Below are 18,517 nucleotides of genomic sequence, written 5' to 3'. Positions count from 1 at the left end.
TAACCACCTTGTGCCTAAGAGATAAGCCAATTTAGACAAAAAATGCTCCAACAGAACCTACTTTACAATTTAAATAATAAACCACCAGGATTTTGTCTATGGGTGGACACCTTTGGAAAGACTCAAGCAAAAGTATTACCCCTAGATTTATCTGAAAACCAATTTCAAATTTACAATAAAATTTCAAGAAATTATTCTCACTCATTTCTATTCGAATCATTGACAGGTCCAGAGGTACTAGCTGAAACTTCTGTGATGGGTTTTGACCCCAAAATAATTCTCAAAGGGTATTCAGACAAAGTAGAAATAATTCAAAATGGAGAAACCAAAACGATTCAAACAAATGATCCATTTTCAGAACTAAAAAAATTACTTGGAAAATCAGATGATCAAAGTTATAGATATCTGGGAGGTGCAGTAGGGGTTGTAAATTATGATGCAATTAGAATGGTAGAAGATATACCAGACAGTCATAACTCTCCTCAACCACTAATGGAATTTGGAGTTTATGATGATGGATTATTGTATGATAATTTACAAAAAAAATTATTTTATTTTTATCATGATGAGAACAGATTTGACAACCTAATTATGAGTAATGATGAATTTGGTGAATTCCATTCAAGTGAAGTTACACCAAATATGGATGAATCAAAATTCTCAAAAATTGTTAACAAAGCAAAAGAATACATCCATGATGGAGATATATTTCAAGTAGTTTTATCTCGGAAATTTGCATTTGATACAGAGGGAGATGATCTTACACTATACAAAACATTACGTAAACTAAATCCATCACCATACATGTATCATCTTAAACAAGATACCAAAACAATCATTGGGGCATCACCTGAAATGTTAGTTAGAATTACAGATGATAAAGTAGAAACATTTCCTATTGCAGGAACCAGAAAAATTACTGATGACGAAGAGAAGAATAAACAATTAGCAGATGAATTGATTCATGATGAAAAAGAACTAGCAGAGCACACGATGCTTGTGGATTTGGGACGAAATGATATTGGTCGTGTCTGCAAATATGGTACAGTTCATCCAGAATCATTAATGGAAATAAAGCGATTCAGTCACGTTCAACATATTGTGAGTCACGTGGTGGGTAATTTGGCGCCTGAAAAGGACATGTTTGATGCATTTCAGGCAGTATTTCCAGCAGGAACAGTATCAGGAGCACCCAAAGTCAGAGCCATGGAGATTATTGATGAATTAGAGACTGAGGCCAGAGGCCCATATGCAGGTGCAGTAGGATATTTCTCTTACAATGGGTGTTGTGATTTTGCAATTGCAATTAGAAGTATATTCATCGAAGACGGGAAGGGGTTTATCCAATCAGGTGCAGGGATTGTTTCAGATTCTATCCCAGAAAATGAATTCAAAGAAACAGAGCATAAAGCAGGTGCAATGTTACAAGCACTAAAGGAGGCATCCTCATGAAATTTTTAATCATAGATAATTATGATTCATTTGTTTACAACATTGCACAATACCTAGGAGAATTAGGAGTAGATTGTGATGTAATTAGAAATGACAAGATTACATTAAAGGAGATTCAAGAAAAAAATTATGATGCAATAATTATTTCTCCAGGTCCAGGAACACCAGAAGACAAAAAATACTTTGGAGTATGTAGCGATGTAATCAAAGAAATGGGTTCAAACACACCGATACTAGGAGTATGTCTAGGACACCAAGGAATAATTGACGCATTTGGAGGTAAAGTAACTAATGCAGGGTGTGTCAGACATGGAAAAACAAGTCCTGTGAATCATGTTGATTCAAAACTATTCAAAGATGTAAGAAATCCATTTAGAGCAACACGTTATCACAGTCTAGTTGGAGACAAAACTATCATTCCAGACGTTCTAAAGGTTATAGCTACTGCATCAGATGACGGAGAGGTCATGGCAATAGAGCACAAAGACTATCTAATTCAAGGAGTTCAATTTCATCCTGAATCAATAATGACAGAAGATGGTAAGAAAATTTTATCCAACTTTATTGATCAAGTAAAGGAGAAACAAAAATGATTGCAGATTTGATTTCAAAACTACAAGAAAAAACTGACCTCACATACGAGGAAGTAAATCAAGTAATGACAGATGTTCTTTCTGGAAATACAACTGACTCTCAAAATGCTGATTTTCTATCAAATCTGGCAGACAAAGGAGAAACAGATGATGAATTACTAGGAATGCTTGATAAAATGCAGGAGTTTTCATTAAAAATTGAGCCTAAAAATGCAGGAACTATCATTGACATGTGTGGTACAGGAGGAGATAAACTTCAGACATTCAACATATCTACCACAGCATCATTTGTTGTGGCAGCTGCAGGAGGGATTGTAGCAAAACATGGAAATCGCTCTAGTTCAGGAATATCAGGCAGTGCAGATATTTTTGAGTATTTTGGATATGACTTGAATTTAGAACCACTTCAAATTGCCAAAGTTTTAGAAAAACACAACATCTGTTTTATGTTTGCACAAAAATTTCATCCTGCAATGAAATATGTTTCAGTAGCAAGAAAACAATTAGGTAAAAGAACTGCATTTAATTTACTTGGCCCATTATCCAATCCAGCTGGAGTGAAAAATCAATTGGTAGGAGTATTTTCAATAGAATATCTTGACAGACTGCCAATGATATTGAAAAGAAAAGGGGCTGAAAATATCATGACAGTACGTTCAGATGATGGAATGGATGAATTCTCCACTAGTTCAACTAACAGAGTATGCATTTTAAAAGATGATAAAATTTTGATGAATGCAATTGATCCTGAGGTTGTAGGATTACACAAGTCATCATTAAAAGATATTCAAATCCAAACTAAAGAAGATGCAATAAAATCATTTGTGAGGGTTTTAAACAATACTGCAAATCAAGCAATGATTGAAACAACTGCACTTAATGCAGCAGGAGGGTTAATTGTTGCAAACATTTCAAATAATTTTGAAGAAGCAGTAGAACTTGCATCAAACACAATTAAAGATGGTAAAGCATTCTCATTATTAGAGAAATTTGTTCAAGATACAGGAGACATTTCAAAATTAAAGGAGATTGCTGATGGCTGAAAATATTCTTAGAAAACTTGTAAACAACTCAAAAATGGCAATTGATGATGGAGTATACGAAATAGAATCAAATTTAGAAAAATCAAACAAAGACTTTATTCAGATTATCAAGACTAGTGGCCACGCACCATTACTCACAGAAATAAAATTCTCATCCCCATCTCTAGGCAAGATTAGAACAATAGCAGATCCGGTAAGCATAGCATCTCAAATGATTGCAGGAGGTTCAAAGGCACTTTCAGTACTGACACAACCGCATCTATTCAATGGGTCACCAGAATACTTCATGAAGGTAAGACAAGCAGTTGACGTTCCAATGTTAATGAAAGACATTATGATTGAAAAAGTTCAGATTGATGCAGCAAAAAAGATTGGAGCAGACTTTATGTTGGTGATTCAATCATTATTTGATCAAAATTTTCTTAAAGATATTGATGAGTTTATTGCATATGGACACAAACAAGGACTACAAATTTTGTTAGAAGTGCATACAAAGCAAGAATTGAAAAATGCACTAAAAACAGAAGCTGATTTAATTGGAATTAACAACAGAAATCTAGACACATTAGAAATTGATCTAAAAACAACTGAAACAATACTGTCAGGAATAGACAAAACCAGACCCATACTATCTGAAAGTGGAATAGATAAACCAGAAGATATTCAATATCTAAAAAAGTGTGGAGCAGATGCATTTCTAATAGGCTCAAGCATAATGAAAAGTGACAACATTGAAGAACAAGTAAGAAAATTGGTGAATGCATATTGAAATATCCAAAAAATGGTAGATTCGGAGAATTTGGTGGAAAGTACATTCCCGAAACCCTAGTTCCAGCAATCGAAGAGTTAGAAGAAAATTATCTAAAATTTAAAAACGATAAAAACTTCAAAAAAGAATTAGATTACTATCTCAAAGTGTATGCAGGACGTCCAACTCCATTATATTATGCAAAAAATCTATCAGAGAAACTTGGCGGTGCAAAAATCTATCTAAAAAGAGAAGACTTGTTGCATGGTGGAGCTCACAAAATAAACAATACTCTTGGTCAAGCACTTCTTGCAAAAAAAATGAAAAAGAAAAGAATCATTGCAGAAACGGGTGCAGGTCAACACGGAGTGGCAACGGCTATGGCGTGCGCAGCATTAGGAATGAAAGCAGAAGTATACATGGGCTACAAAGACACCATCAGGCAAAAACTAAACGTATTTCGAATGAATTTACTAGGCTCAAAGGTTCACCCAGTAAAATCAGGTTCAAAAACACTCAAAGATGCAATCAATGAGGCAATCAGAGATTGGATTACAAATGTAGAGACAACTTACTATTTACTTGGTTCGGCAGTAGGGCCTCATCCATATCCAGTAATGGTTAGAGATTTTCAAAGTGTAATTGGAAATGAAATAAAATCACAGATGAAGAAAATAAACAAAACACCAGACAGTGTTATTGCATGTGTTGGAGGAGGATCAAATGCAATTGGTACATTTTATCCACTAGTTGACACTAATGCAGAAATCATAGGAGTAGAAGCAGCAGGGCACGGATTAAAATCAAAGAAACATTCTGCAACACTATCAGCTGGAAGCAAAGGAGTACTTCATGGAATGATGACATATCTTCTTCAAGATAAAGAAGGACAAATTACAGAAACTCACAGCATCTCAGCAGGATTAGATTATCCAGGAGTGGGACCTGAACATTCGTATTTCAAAGACACTAAACGAGTAAAATATCATGCAGCAACAGATACTGAAGTAATTGATGCATTTCTAATGCTAACAAGAACTGAAGGTATCATTCCAGCTTTAGAATCAGCACATGCAATTGCTGAAGCAATCAAAGTTGCAAGAAAGAGTAAGAAATCCGAATCAATTGTCGTTACGCTTTCTGGACGAGGAGACAAAGACGTAGAAGAAGTACAAAATTATCTGAGTAAAAATGTCAAAGATTAAAGAAAAGTTTGCAGAGTTGCAAGCAAGAAAAGAAAAGGCCTTAATCTCATACATTATGGCGGGATTTCCAAATGAAAAATCAACCATTTCAGTTGTTAGAGGATTAGTGAAAGGCGGAGTAGATATTATTGAATTAGGATTTCCATTCTCAGATCCTCTTGCAGATGGACCTGTTATCCAAAATGCAAGCACAGTATCCCTTGAAAGAGGCACAAAAATAGACAAATTTTTTGCACTGGTAAAAAAAATCAGAAAGGAAACAGACACCCCACTAGTATTAATGACATATACCAATATTCTATATCACAAGGGATATTCAAAATTCATAGACGAGGCTAAAAAAGCAGGTATTAACGGATTTATTCTGCCAGACATGTCAATAGAAGAATCAAGAGAATATCTTCAAGCTGCAAAAAATAATGCAGATACGATATTTTTGATATCACCTAATACAAGTAAAATAAGAATTCAAAAAATTGCAAAGGCATCATCAGGTTTCTTGTATCTTGTTGCAGTGTATGGAACCACAGGGGTAAAAACAGGAATTAAAAATTATACTCTAGAGGCAATCAAAAATGTCAAAAAACAAACCAAAGGAAAAATTCCAATAGGTGTGGGGTTTGGAGTCTCAACACCAGAAGATGTGAAAAAATACATCAAAGCAGGCGCAGATGGAGTGATTGTCGGTAGTGCATTTTTGAAATTAATAGAAAAAACTCCTCAAAATAAACTAGAATCAAAAATAGCATCATTTACAAAATCACTCAAAAAGCAAACATTGCAGAAAAAATAAGAACCGTCTAAGTAAGGTGGCCAAGTTTACAAACTGGCATAGAGGGGAAACTCAATTTCAGTTATGACCACCTACTAGATGTTCTCATTGTATTATAGTAAAAGAAAAATAAAAAATGGATGCTCTAAAAAACTAAAAGATGTTCAAAAATTAAGATATATCTTTACAGGTGTATAGTTTTAAAAATTAATTATTTTTCATCTGATTCGTCTGGCTCATTTGCTTTGTCTCTTACTTTTTTCATAACACAGAATTTTGCAAGAGTTTTCATAAATCCCATAAACAAGATGAAAAATCAAGTAACTTAAGCATATTGATAGAATCTAATTAAAAGAAGAATCAAAACTAGTGACTTTTGTGAATATCCTCACCACAGTGAATGCAGAAAAATGAGCCATTTTTTGACCAATAGTGCTCACAGTTGGAATTATTCATGTTTTGGGTGATTTTTTACGCATAAGAGAAGACTAGTCCAAAACATCAAACATCAGAAGAAAAAGATTTGATCTAATCAAATTCATGAAATATGGTCTAATTTTGCATCCAGGGAATTAACATGAGAGACCAGATTCCTTACAATATCATCAATTGTTTCAGTTTGTTTTTGTTTGGGTTTGTCTGATTCATCTGCCCAATCTAGCATGGCATCAAATATGGAACGGACTTGAAGAGAATCATCATATAACTCATCTATGCTGATTAATTTTTTCTTGGCATCATCTTTAGGATAAATCATCAAATGGCCATCATTTAAAATTAGAAATTGTTGAGAGATTATTGCGTCTGCAAAATCAGCTAAGAATAGACCTCGAATAGCATTTTTTAATTTTGGATTGTATTGCATTTTATTGCAAGTTTTTTTAAGAATTTGACTTAATGTGGTATTTTCATCAAATCCGCCTTTGAGTTTACTAGAATCAAGTATTATTTTTAGGAATTTTTCAAAGACTTTGAGATGTGATTCAATGTAAGACATTATAGAATAAACTACAAAGGATACCACTTCATCACGTTTTGTTTCAAAATCATCTAATTTTCTAATAGTTTCAACGAACGTGTGAGAAAAACTTTTTTGAAAATCTATAAAATTTCGAAAGAATTGCTCATCATGATATTCAGGATTAAAATGATACAGTCCCTTTTTTTCAATATCCTTTAGAATAACTAGGGTAGCCCTATAGTTTGAATCATTTTGCACCACAAAGTTTCTGAATTTTATAGGAACTTAAGTTTTTGATTTACATCAAACGTTCATTTTTTAATTTCCGTTTATTTCGATAAACGATCAGATGGTAATTGATAATTTGTTTTAATTTTTCTTCTACAGTTAATTGATCAGCAGTTGCAATACTAAGTAATCCAAGATAGTCATTGTCAGTTAGTTTAAGGCAGATCTCTCTCACCAGACAAGTTGGCAGAATTGAGCCTAAAAGAGAAGGTTATTGTGAAAAACACTCATCTCAAAGTAAGTAAACTAGTCTTTTTTGAAAATATTATAATGGATATCACAGAGAGGGTAAGAATCAACAGAGCGATTCCTCCAAATTCAGGAATTACCTTAGAACCCATTATCTTGATTTCTCTAGAATTAGCATCAATTGGAATAACTAATTGAGTTGCAGTACCAGCACTAATTGTAGAATCAGATTCAAAATCAACCATATCACCATTAACCCATACTGTAGTTGGATTATCAATGAGTTCTTTAGGTAAAGTTATTGTAATTTCATCATTATTACTTTCACCAGTAAGAGTAAATGTCAAAGTTCTTTCATCAGGATCTACATGAACAGCATTAGCCAAATGGGCATCTAGGAAATATTTTACCTCAAATCCCAAGCCATTATCAGAATAACCAGATGCAATTTTATCTATAGATTTAACACTTCCAGGATCCAATATCACGTGAACGACACCATTCATCCACGGATGAAGACTACAATAATAGTAGAAATCACCAAGGTCATTAAATTGCATAGTATAAGATTTTCCTGCAGTGAAAAATCCACTATCAAACATACCATCTTCTTCAAAATCACCAACCTCAATACTGGATGCAGAAACTGAAGTTATAGTATGAAATGCAGTATCAGCATTAGACCATGTTACTGTATCTCCAGGAAAGACAGTTATCTCACCAGTTGTTACACCAGTATCTTTTTGAGACCAGAAATAAGGGTAATTCTCATCAGCGGCACCTGAGGGGATTTTAATTTCATAACTTGCAGCAAAGGCAATCCCTGAACCTACAACCAACATTGCAATTAATGGTAAAACAGCAAGCGCAAGTTTCATAGTATACTTACCACATAACACTATTTCAACCAAACCATGATCGACAAAACATACAAAAACCAGATACTCGTTTCATTAATGTGCAGACGAAGTTTATTTTTGTCACAGGTGGTGTGATGTCTGGCCTTGGAAAAGGCGTAACAACTTCCTCGATTGCAAAATTATTACAATTAGCAGATCAAAAGGTATCTTGTATCAAGATAGATCCATATCTGAATTATGATGCAGGGACCATGAATCCAGTAGCCCATGGAGAAGTGTTTGTCACAGATGATGGGGGGGAGTGTGATATGGATATTGGAAATTATGAGAGATTTCTAAATCAAGACATTCCAAAAAGTCACAACATTACTACTGCTCAAGTGTATTCTTCAGTAATAGAAGCAGAAAGAAAAGGAGAGTATCTAGGAGCATGTGTTCAAATTATTCCTCATGTGACTGATGAGATCAAAAACAGAATTAGAAAAATAGCTGAAGATGAAAAACTTGATTTTCTTATTGTAGAGTGTGGAGGAACTGTAGGAGATATTGAATCGCTTCCATTTTTAGAGGCATTAAGACAGATGAGAGTTGAAGAGGGACCACAGGGAGTTATTTTTGTTCATGTAACACTAGCACCTTCACTTGATGTGGTAGGAGAGCAAAAAACAAAACCAACACAGCACAGTGCACAAGAATTAAGAAGAATTGGTATTCAACCAGACTTTTTGGCAGTAAGATGCACCTTACCATTAGAAGAAAAAACAAAAAAGAAAATTGCAATGTTTACAAATGTTACTGCAAAAGATGTGTTATCATGTCATGATGCAAAATCAATTTTTGAAGTTCCACAAATGTTGTATGATCAAGGCATCATGGATGCAATATTTACCAAATTTGGAATAGTTGGAATGGTTAATGCGTCTGCAAATTGGGACAAGTGGAATGCAATTGCACAAAATATGGTAAATCATGAAGACCAAAAAGTAAAGATTGCCATGGTTGGAAAATACGTGACATTAGCAGATAGTTATGTGAGCGTAAATCATGCACTAAAACATGCAGGAGCACAGATGGGAAAATCAGTAGATATTGATTGGATTGATTCAGAATCAATTACAGATTATTCTGTTTTATCAAATTATGATGGAATACTAGTTCCAGGTGGATTTGGAACTAGGGGTTCAGAAGGAATCATTCAGACTGCAAACTATGCACGAGAAAATAACATACCATACCTTGGAATATGTTTCGGATTCCAATTAGCAGCAATTGCGTTTGGAAGAAATGTGATGAAATTAGAGGATGCAAACTCTACAGAGATAAAACCAGATACAAAAAATCCAATTGTGGATTTACTTCCAGAACAAAAAGATGTTTCAGATATGGGAGGATCATTAAGATTAGGTGCAAATGATGTATTAATCAAAGAAAATACAAATGCTAAAAAAATTTACGGCACTACAAAAATTAGTAAACGACACAGACACAGATATGAAATCAATAAGGAATACATTCCAGAATTTGAAAAAAATGGGTTAATATTTTCAGCAGACAGTGATAATGGTAAAAGGATGGAAATGTTAGAAATTCCTAGTCATAAATTCTATCTAGGAGTACAGTTTCACCCAGAGTTTAACAGTAGACCCGGATTCCCTGAAGAAGCATTTGCAGCTTTTATCAAAGCAGCTTCTGAAAAATAATTAAATTCTAAGGCAAAAGAATTTCAAATCTTGCGCCATGAGTATAGTTTTTTGTATTTTGATTACTCATTCAATTTTTGAAATTTCATAAATTTTTTGTCGGGCATCACGAATTGAGACCTTCTTTTTGACATATCCTTTCTTCAAAAGATGACTCAATGCCAGTCTAACTGTTCTATCAGGAAGAAGCGTTTTGTTTGCCAAGTCTTTTTGAGTCAAAGCTCCTTCATATTCCAATGTCTTCAAAAGTAACTTGGAGCTTGGAGGCATACTGAGTAATTCTTCTGCCAAATGGACTTTTTTTGCTAATGCAGAAATTGCAGTAGAATGTTTTTTGAGACGAATTATTTTAGCAGGAGGAAAGAATTGAGTGCATTCAACAGTTTTGTTTACTTTGTATCTATCCAAACCATCTAACACCACTTCACAATGTAGTCTTGCAGAGATATCGTCAATCTCAATTGAACTGTCATTTGAAACAATAATGGGTCTTCTTGTAACATCAAGTGAATTTACTGAAATAATTTCAAAGACTGCAGAATCTTGAAACAATACAGGTCCTCCTGCAGACATTGAATAAGCTGAAGACCCAATAGGAGTTGAAACAATTATGCCATCACTGTTATCGTGCCATACTTCCTCGCCATTTACACGCAAAGTGTGCTCCATCAACATTGCACTTCGAGATGAAAACACTGCAACATCATTAAGAACAGGATAAACATTTTTTCCATCTATCTTTACTCCAAGTCGAGGAACTTCCTCAACGGTGTACTTTTGTTTTTTTAAAATATTGGCATATGATGCAAATTCTTTAAGATCAATCTGTGCCAAAAAACCACTGGCCTCACCTTCACTAATTCCCAAAATAGGCAATGTTGAATCAAATGTTCTATGAAAATAATTTCTTACACCCTTATCTCCACCTAAAACAATAATGCAATCAGCAGGTTTGCTCTTTGATTTTGTAATCGTAAAGGATTTGATTCCAACATCATCAAGTATTTTTTTTACATATTTTGCAGCATTACTAGTACTTCCAGAACCATAGATACCTATTTGCATAGAGTAAAGATTTGAAATGCTTCAATAAAAGAATAATGTATTTACAAGTCTCGAAATTTTACCAGATTGTAAAAGTACGAGGCATTGTTTTGAATAGTTCCCTTTCTAGGGATTTTTTGCAATCCAACGTTTTTTGAATCAAGTGCAGCCTGAGCAGCACCGCCAGCAAAACATAGAGCCCACAAAAAGTCCTTTTCTTTGAGCATAGTACAGCAAAACGCTGCACAAAAAATATCGCCTATTCCGGTAGTATCATGGATGTCTTTGTTTGGCAAAGTAATAGAGTATACTTTGTCTTTTACCAGCAATGAAACTTCAGTTTTGTTTGTTAAAAGTACATGTTCTACACCCTTTTTCTGAAGTGCAACCATCATCTCATCATGAATGCCACTGACTAGTTGTTGTGCCTCTTCAGGATTTACTTTGATTGCATTAACACCAGTTAGATCAATGTCATTTTTTTGTAGAAAAATATTATTTTGAGAGTCTTTTTCTCTGAGAAATCCTTGAGGATCAATAAACAAAAAATTTGAATCATCTTTAATTTTTTTTAATGTCTCATTTGTAATTTCATGATAAATTGGACTCACAAGATGTCCATCTGCTTTTACATCAGAGTATTCTATAGGATCACATTGGTTTTCAAGTTTTAAAGTTCTATCAGCACCAGAAATTGATATTGCAAATTTTGTGGTGTTTTTCTTAGATTCAGAATTTACAAGATTTATTTTATTATCAGAGAGGTATTGTTTTGGAAAATCATTTCCGAATTTAGTAAACAAATCAACGTCAAATTTGAATCCACGTGCAGTTAATCCACAATAACATGCAGATCCGCCAATTTGCTCATAGTTTTTGTCCCCAATAGTTATAGTATCAATTGCACAATGAGCAAAAATAGCTAATTTCATTTCTATTAGTTATCTATGATGTGGATTTAGTTTTTTGCATTCTTTTTATCAAAGCATTCCTTACAAAAAATATCTCCTTTTAAGAGAAACAATTCAACTCCAGAAGTAAAACAGCCATGACACAATCCACGCATTTTCTTCAATGAAATTTATACTTCATTACATTAAAACATAAAGTAAATTCTAGATTATAAGAAAATCAAGTTACTTTTTGGGCAAAGTGATTGTGAACGTAGTGGGATTATTCTCAACAGTTATGGTACCTCCATGTTGATCTACGATATTTTTACCAATTCCTAATCCCAATCCAGTACCAGATGGTTTTGAGGTAAACAAGGGTTCGAAAATCTTGGATTTTATATCATCAGGAATGCCCGGACCAGAATCAATTACTTGAATTATTACAGAACGTGGTTTATCTTCAAGTTTTATTGTGATTTTTCCTTTATCGTTCATGGCATCAAAAGAGTTTACAATCAAATTGACAAGTATGGCTTGTATTTTTCTTCCATCACATGAAAAAGATATATCATTTTTAGGTAATTCAATTTCAACTTCATCAGGAACATTCAAAGTTTGAACAGATTCTGAAATAAGTTTTAAAAGTGACACAGAAGAGATGTTAAGATCTTTTGTTTTTGCAAATTCCAACACATCTTCTATTATGTAATTCATATCCAATACAGATTTTTGGATTCTAGTGCATCTATCCTTTACAGTTTCATCAGTGTCAGGTTTCATTAATAAAAAGTCAACACTTGCCTTAACAACAGTTAGTGGGTTTCTCAAGTCATGAGCTAATCGAGATGCCATCTGGCCAATAGTGTAGAGTTTTTCTAGTTTTTGTAATTTTTCTCCTTCTTTTTTTAGTGTTTTAAAAATAGCTAAAATTGTTGCAATGTATATAATTCCATTAATAACAGGCAAAATTATTTCTAAAGTTTCTTGTTGTTTTATAATGGCTTTAAATTCATCTGAAACATCAGTTGTTAGTTCATCAGTTAAATCCAGTAATTTTACTTCAATAATTTCATGCTCAATAAAAAAAGAAGTACCTAAATCAATGCCATTATTTCTTGCATCAATTAATTTCAAACCCAATGCATGGAATTTTTCAAATTCAGTTTCAATTAAAAATAACTTATCATGAAATTTTTCAGGTAGGGGATTAATTTTATCACCATCCACCACTCCACCGTTTCTTAAAAGGTCAAGATTATTCTTCAATTCATCATAACGATGTAAAAGATCAGTTTCTCCAATTACACCATCTTCAAATTCGGATAATTCATGCAAGATAAATGCAGTGTGGAATCTATTTTTTCCTGAAAAATTAACATAATCTGCATATCCCTCTTCCTCAGAGGCATATTGCAAAAGGATCGCAAATGTAACGGATAAAAGAGCTAATTGACCAACAATCAAAAGTGCAATTAGGCTTCTGGATTTCATATCTGTGATTAATAATATTATGTTATAATTTTTGTTATATAGTCCAAATTTGGGAATTTTAATTTTGAAACCAAGTGAGACACGATAGAAACTCCATCAAGAATATAAAGAGGCAAATGGGCTTACGAGCATGCCACTTAAGCGTGCAAGTAGAGGTCGTACAAAAGGAGGAAAAGGATCTTCAGGTGTTGTACAATGTACAAACTGTGGACAAACTGTTCCAAAAGACAAGGCAAAAAAAGTCACATCTAGACTAAACCTAGTTGAGCATACATTGGCTAAAGAACTACGAGCGCAAGGAGCATACATTGCATCACCTACAGTTCTAAAATGGTACTGTATTTCATGTGCAATTCACTTTAAGATTCTAAAAATTAGATCTGCAGACAATAGAAGAAAACGCGGAAAACTACGATAGTCTTATTCTTTGATGTTTTTTGCAGTAACAATCATTCTTTGAATTAATGTTATTGCCGCAATTATTACTACAATAATTACAGCTATCTCCATAAATCCAATGATTCCAATGATTGCAATTACTAGTAATCTTTCAGCTCTCTCACCAATTCCCACACCTTGTAGTTTTACATTTATTGCATCAGATTTTGCCCTAGCATAACTTACCAATAATGATAAAGTGATTGCAAGCAATACTAAATACGGTTCAGCATAACCTCCAACTAGAATTCCCAAAAATATTGCAGTCTCTGCAATTTTATCAAACATAGAGTCAAGATATGATCCCTTTTGAGAGGTTTTACCAGTGACACGTGCAACTTGCCCATCAACCATGTCAAAGAATCCAGATACAAGTAACAAAATACCACCAATAATTAATCCAAATTCAATTCCTAATCCATAAACTATTGCAGATAGAAATGCAACACCCAAACCAACTGCAGTCCAAAAATTAGGAGATAATCCAGTAGATGCAAATCCTTTTCCAATCTTTTCAAGAGTGGGCTTGAGGGTATCTCGTAGGTTGTTTAACACGTGATACCCCCAACAATACTATCTAATAAAGTGAATAGAAGCAAAATCGAGGCAGATAATAGTCAATTTTTTAAAATTTATCGATTTTGCGATAAATTGATTGCAATTAGAGTAGACATTATTTTTGCTGCAAGAGATGCAGTTGCACCATTATCATGATATGGATTTAGTTCTACAATGTCTGCACCAATTACTTTTGTTTCTTGAAGAGAGTAAATCATGTCAAATAATTCTCTAGAAGTTATTCCTGCTGCTTCAGGATTTCCAACGCCAGGTGCAAATGCAGGATCAAGGACATCAAGATCAAAACTAGAATAAATTGTATCAAAAGTTGAAACATGATCTTTGAGTAACTGGTGGCCTCTACCTTCTCGAATGTCTTTATCTGAAATGATTTTGATTTTTTGTTCTGTCAAAAACTCTAATTCTTCTTTGACAAATGCACGTGCTCCAACATGTAAAATATTTTCAGCCCCACGTTCCTCAACTATACGTCTAAGGTAAGATGCATGACTTAGTTTGATATCAGCAAATTCATCTCTCAAATCATAATGTGCATCAAAGACAACATATCCTGTTTCTTTGGGAAAACTAGTGTATGTTCCATAAGTGATAGAGTGTTCTCCACCTAAAATAAACAACTGTCTTTTTTTTGCAACAAGTTCAGTTGTCACTTTTTTTACCATATCAACCATTTCAGTTGCTACAACAGTATGACGAGTGTTCCCCAAGTCTTCAATGCTGACAGTTTCTAAATCTACAGATAGTTCAGGATGAAAGATTTCAATATTGTTAAAAGAATCGCGAATAGCATCAGGGCCAAATCTACAACCAGGTTTGTAGGAGTGAGTTGCATCAAATGGAATACCAAATACAGTTGCTACAGGTTCCGAATTATCATCAGATGCAGTTATCAGAGGATTTTTGTTCATGTATAAGTCAAGGAAACTCATAATCTACACCATTAATTGTGGTCTCTTTGAGAGATGTGATGATTGGTTCAATCCAGTAAAGGGTTTCCCTGAAGTTTGTTGATTAATTTCATTCATGAAATCATTAAATGATACTTCTCTAACATCTCCAGTTTGTCTGTCACGAATACTGAGATTCTCAGAACCTGCTTCTTTTTCTCCAATAACCAAAATATATTGAATCCATTCTTTTTCTGCTTCACGAATTCTTTTGCCAATACTTTCATTTCTATCATCAATATCTACACGAACATTTTGAGCAGATATTTTATCAAAAAGATTGTTGCAAAATTTGTAAAATTCTTCTTTTAGAGGAATAATTCGGACTTGAGTTGGTGCAAGCCATAATGGAAATTGGGGTTTCTTACCTTTCTTTGAATCATATGCAGCTTTTTCCAATAATGCATAGATTATTCTTTCAATTGCACCACTAGGAGAGTTATGTAGAATAATTGGATGTTGTGTTGTATTGTTTTCATCAACAAATTCAATGCCATACCTATCACCGTTTTCAACATCTATTTGATCAGTAGATAGAGCTGATGCTTTGCCCAAATTGTCAATGAAATTAAATTCCCATTTTAGAACAAAATAAAAGAATTTTTCTTTCCACATCTCAACTAGTACAGGTCTACCATGTTTCTTGACTAGTTCTTCAATAGATGATTTATTTTCATTGTAAAAGTCCTCAGTAAATCTAATTGCCATCTCATAATCAGACTCAGTAATTCCTAATTCTTTGAGAACACTTTGAGACAAATCAAATCTAACTTTAATTTCATCTACTGCCTGTGGAATATCTTTACAAAAAGCATGACAATCAGGCATTGTAAATGCACGAAGTCTTCTCAAACCTACTAATTCTCCAGATTGTTCACGTCTAAAGCTGTATCTTGTAAGCTCATATAGTTTGTAGGGTAAATTCTTGTAAGACATTTGAAATTGATTTGCCATAAGGAATTGGCCAAAACATGCAGCAAATCTCAAAAAGAGTTTTTTTCCTTCTGAATCAATATTGTATTGTCTTGCAGGAAATCTGTTAAAGTAGCTGACCATACTTGGATGTTCTGAATCATACATGATTGGAGTCTCTACCTCACATCCACCATATTCTTTTACTCTATCAGTAACATAACGTTCAATCAAAGATTTGATTAAACGACCATTTGGAAAGAATCTCATATTTCCAGAATCAGATGCAGGTTCGTAATCTGCAATTGCAAGTTTTTTCATCAATGCAACATGTGGAGGAGGTTCGTCAACTTGACGTTGTTTTGCAGATTCGTATTTCGCCAATACTTCTAATTTTTTATGATTAGAAAAATCAAAATCACCAATGTTAGTCATTGTTCCATCAGGAGACATTATTTTCCAGTAAGAGCGAATGGTAGATTCGCCTTTTAGCGCATCAGAAGTAATTTCGTCATCATCTTTAGTAGCTGAATCTTTGGTGACAACTTTAGAACTTTCAGCTAATGGGTGACCTTTGACTTGAATTTTGTAAGACTTTGTCCAGCCAAAAGGGGAATGAGAAACTTCAAGATCAGATGCTTCTGATTCCATTTCATTGAGTAAAGACATTGCAGTAGAGGGTTTTGCAAGATTTGAGCTAAGATGAGCATAAGGGTACAGCAGTAGTTTTTTACATCCAATTTTTTCCATTGAATTTTTTATTTGAGATATTGCGTTTTTTGCAACAGATGAATCATCTCCATCTTCAATTGCAACAAATGCAACAACAATTTCTTCTAGTCTCTGAGTTTGAGGGTTTTCAATATCCTCAGCTGATTTGATCTCTTTTTTTGTAGGAGTGTACTCTATACTATCACAGTGTAGTTGCAAGATCCTCATAGTTTCAAAGTCTCTAGTTTGAGTTTAAAATTCTTGGGATTAGAGAGTTTTCAGAAATTAAGCGTAGATCAATAGTTATTCGGAGGTCAGAAGATTTTTGAAGGCAGGATCAGTCTTGTACATTTGTTCGTATTTGGGATGGATTTGAATAGATTGGCGCAAATAGCGAATGGCATCTTCAGGTTTATTTTGTAATGCCCTAATTTTTGATAAATTATAAAGTGCACTGCCATTTCTTGAATCTAAATCAAGGATTTTTTTACAATTAGAGAATGCCTCATCATATCTATTCAATTTCATTAAAGAATATGTTTTAAAAGACAAAATTTTTGCATCAAGTGGATCGATGTTAATTACATCATCAAAGTAAGACAAAGAATTTTCATACTGATCAAGCATTGATAAAACAAATCCTTTATGCCCAAGAGCACCCAAATGTTTTGAATCAAGTTTCAAAACAGTATCAAACAATTTTCCAGATTCAAAGAATTCACCCATTCCCAACAATACCAATCCTTTTTGATAAAGTGATTCTTTATGATTTTTATCAATAGATAATACATTATCAAATGAATGAATAGCTTTTTCATGTTCTCCAATTTCAGTTAGACATAATCCTAAATTATAATGTGCAAGTTTATGATCTGATTGATAATTAATAATTTGTTCATAACATTTGATTGCTTCAATGTTTTTATTTTCTTTTTGCAATGCTGTTCCTTTTAGATAAAGTGCTTCAACATTATATTGTTCTTTTTCAAGTACTTTGTCATAACAAGAAATAGCTTCATTGTTTTTATTTAAAATTACTAATGAACGGCCTTTGTTCAATAATGCATTTTGATGATTAGGATCTATGTCCAACACCATATCAAATGCGTTGATTGATTCTACATGTTTACCTATTATAGATAATTCAATACCACGATGGTATTGTGCATCAAGATGTTTTGGTTCTATACTCAACAACGTTTCAAAATTAGATAATGCCAAATCATGATCATACAGGTGAGATTGTGAACGCCCATTATAGTACAATGCATCAATATTATTTTGATCAACATTTAGAATATTTTCAAAGAATTTACTTGCATCAAAATATTTTCCATGAGTGAATAATTGGATACCTTCTTCCAAACCAGAATATTGTTGAGAAATAGGTTCAGAGTGAACATTTTTTGTAATCTTTTTCAGGGATTCATACTCACAGTATCCTTTTTCTTCTAAAGCCCACAATCCATCATCATCTCTTGAAATTATGCCCTTTCTTCTCAATTCACTTAATCTAGCTCTCATAGTTTCACGTTGTGTTAATGGCAAATACTTGATTATTTCATCAAAGATCTGCTGATGTGTTGATTTCCCATTATCATATAACACTACAATAATTATTTCAGGTATTGATTCTGGTTCTACAATAGGTTCTGGTTCTACAATAGGTTCTGGTTCTACAATAGGTTCTG

At 33.5% G+C, this 18,517-nt stretch carries 17 protein-coding genes; 8 read left to right on the top strand and 9 right to left on the bottom strand.

The window, feature by feature from the left end; all coding sequences use genetic code 11:
- The first annotated feature begins 102 nt into the window (after positions 1–102).
- From ACX12B_RS03935 to trpA, 6 genes are read left to right on the top strand one after another with little or no spacing between them, the layout of a single operon-like run.
- Positions 103–1,452 carry an anthranilate synthase component I family protein gene (locus ACX12B_RS03935; RefSeq protein WP_459352751.1) on the top strand — a complete coding sequence of 450 codons (1,350 nt, stop codon included), beginning with the start codon at positions 103–105 and terminating at the stop codon, positions 1,450–1,452.
- Positions 1,449–2,045 carry an anthranilate synthase component II gene (locus ACX12B_RS03930; RefSeq protein ID WP_459352750.1) on the top strand — a complete coding sequence of 199 codons (597 nt, stop codon included), beginning with the start codon at positions 1,449–1,451 and terminating at the stop codon, positions 2,043–2,045. The genes ACX12B_RS03935 and ACX12B_RS03930 overlap by 4 nt, the downstream gene beginning before the upstream one ends.
- Positions 2,042–3,088, top strand: coding sequence for an anthranilate phosphoribosyltransferase (gene trpD / locus ACX12B_RS03925; RefSeq protein WP_459352749.1), 1,047 nt, complete (start codon positions 2,042–2,044; stop codon positions 3,086–3,088). Before ACX12B_RS03930 ends, trpD begins: the two co-directional genes overlap by 4 nt.
- The gene (locus ACX12B_RS03920) at positions 3,081–3,857 is read left to right on the top strand and encodes an indole-3-glycerol phosphate synthase TrpC (RefSeq protein ID WP_459352748.1); all 777 of its coding nucleotides are present in this window, start codon (positions 3,081–3,083) and stop codon (positions 3,855–3,857) included. The genes trpD and ACX12B_RS03920 overlap by 8 nt, the downstream gene beginning before the upstream one ends.
- Complete coding sequence (gene trpB, locus ACX12B_RS03915; RefSeq protein ID WP_459352747.1) at positions 3,854–5,041, top strand: tryptophan synthase subunit beta; 1,188 nt, start codon at positions 3,854–3,856, stop codon at positions 5,039–5,041. Before ACX12B_RS03920 ends, trpB begins: the two co-directional genes overlap by 4 nt.
- Positions 5,028–5,834: a tryptophan synthase subunit alpha gene (gene trpA, locus ACX12B_RS03910; RefSeq protein WP_459352746.1), complete on the top strand. Its 807-nt coding sequence runs from the start codon at positions 5,028–5,030 to the stop codon at positions 5,832–5,834. Before trpB ends, trpA begins: the two co-directional genes overlap by 14 nt.
- Positions 5,835–6,351: 517 nt before the next feature.
- Here the strand turns inward: trpA and ACX12B_RS03905 are convergent.
- A complete protein-coding gene (locus ACX12B_RS03905) occupies positions 6,352–7,035 on the bottom strand; it encodes a hypothetical protein (RefSeq protein WP_459352745.1) in 684 nt (227 codons plus the stop codon).
- Between the two features lie 254 nt (positions 7,036–7,289).
- Positions 7,290–8,129: a PEFG-CTERM sorting domain-containing protein gene (locus ACX12B_RS03900; RefSeq protein WP_459352744.1), complete on the bottom strand. Its 840-nt coding sequence runs from the start codon at positions 8,127–8,129 to the stop codon at positions 7,290–7,292.
- Positions 8,130–8,209: 80 nt separating this feature from the next.
- Here ACX12B_RS03900 and pyrG point away from each other — a divergent pair, with 80 nt between their 5' ends.
- Positions 8,210–9,811: a glutamine hydrolyzing CTP synthase gene (pyrG, locus tag ACX12B_RS03895; RefSeq protein ID WP_459352743.1), complete on the top strand. Its 1,602-nt coding sequence runs from the start codon at positions 8,210–8,212 to the stop codon at positions 9,809–9,811.
- A gap of 66 nt (positions 9,812–9,877) precedes the next feature.
- On the opposite strand, the gene ACX12B_RS03890 is transcribed toward pyrG, so the two are convergent.
- The 3 genes from ACX12B_RS03890 to ACX12B_RS03880 all read right to left on the bottom strand — a co-directional run bounded on the left by ACX12B_RS03890 (position 9,878) and on the right by ACX12B_RS03880 (position 13,239).
- The gene (locus tag ACX12B_RS03890) at positions 9,878–10,876 is read right to left on the bottom strand and encodes an NAD(+)/NADH kinase (protein WP_459352742.1); all 999 of its coding nucleotides are present in this window, start codon (positions 10,874–10,876) and stop codon (positions 9,878–9,880) included.
- Positions 10,877–10,917: 41 nt separating this feature from the next.
- Positions 10,918–11,787, bottom strand: a complete 870-nt coding sequence (locus ACX12B_RS03885) for a PfkB family carbohydrate kinase (RefSeq protein ID WP_459352741.1) — start codon at positions 11,785–11,787, stop codon at positions 10,918–10,920.
- A 204-nt stretch (positions 11,788–11,991) separates the two neighbouring features.
- A complete protein-coding gene (locus ACX12B_RS03880; protein WP_459352740.1) occupies positions 11,992–13,239 on the bottom strand; it encodes a sensor histidine kinase in 1,248 nt (415 codons plus the stop codon).
- A gap of 130 nt (positions 13,240–13,369) precedes the next feature.
- Between ACX12B_RS03880 and ACX12B_RS03875 the strand changes: the two genes are divergently transcribed.
- A complete protein-coding gene (locus tag ACX12B_RS03875; protein WP_012215306.1) occupies positions 13,370–13,657 on the top strand; it encodes a 30S ribosomal protein S26e in 288 nt (95 codons plus the stop codon).
- 2 nt (positions 13,658–13,659) lie between these two features.
- Here ACX12B_RS03875 and ACX12B_RS03870 read toward each other — a convergent pair whose 3' ends face one another.
- The 4 genes from ACX12B_RS03870 to ACX12B_RS03855 all read right to left on the bottom strand — a co-directional run.
- The gene (locus tag ACX12B_RS03870; RefSeq protein WP_459352739.1) at positions 13,660–14,232 is read right to left on the bottom strand and encodes a CDP-alcohol phosphatidyltransferase family protein; all 573 of its coding nucleotides are present in this window, start codon (positions 14,230–14,232) and stop codon (positions 13,660–13,662) included.
- Between the two features lie 77 nt (positions 14,233–14,309).
- Positions 14,310–15,185, bottom strand: coding sequence for an agmatinase (gene speB, locus ACX12B_RS03865; RefSeq protein ID WP_459352738.1), 876 nt, complete (start codon positions 15,183–15,185; stop codon positions 14,310–14,312).
- Between the two features lie 3 nt (positions 15,186–15,188).
- Complete coding sequence (locus ACX12B_RS03860; protein WP_459352737.1) at positions 15,189–17,054, bottom strand: threonine--tRNA ligase; 1,866 nt, start codon at positions 17,052–17,054, stop codon at positions 15,189–15,191.
- 75 nt (positions 17,055–17,129) lie between these two features.
- On the bottom strand, positions 17,130–18,517 hold a 1,388-nt coding region (locus tag ACX12B_RS03855), incomplete at its 5' end, for a tetratricopeptide repeat protein (protein ID WP_459352736.1).

It is taken from the genome of Nitrosopumilus sp. S6 (assembly GCF_054515815.1).
This window is presented reverse-complemented; position numbering and strand designations above follow the sequence as displayed.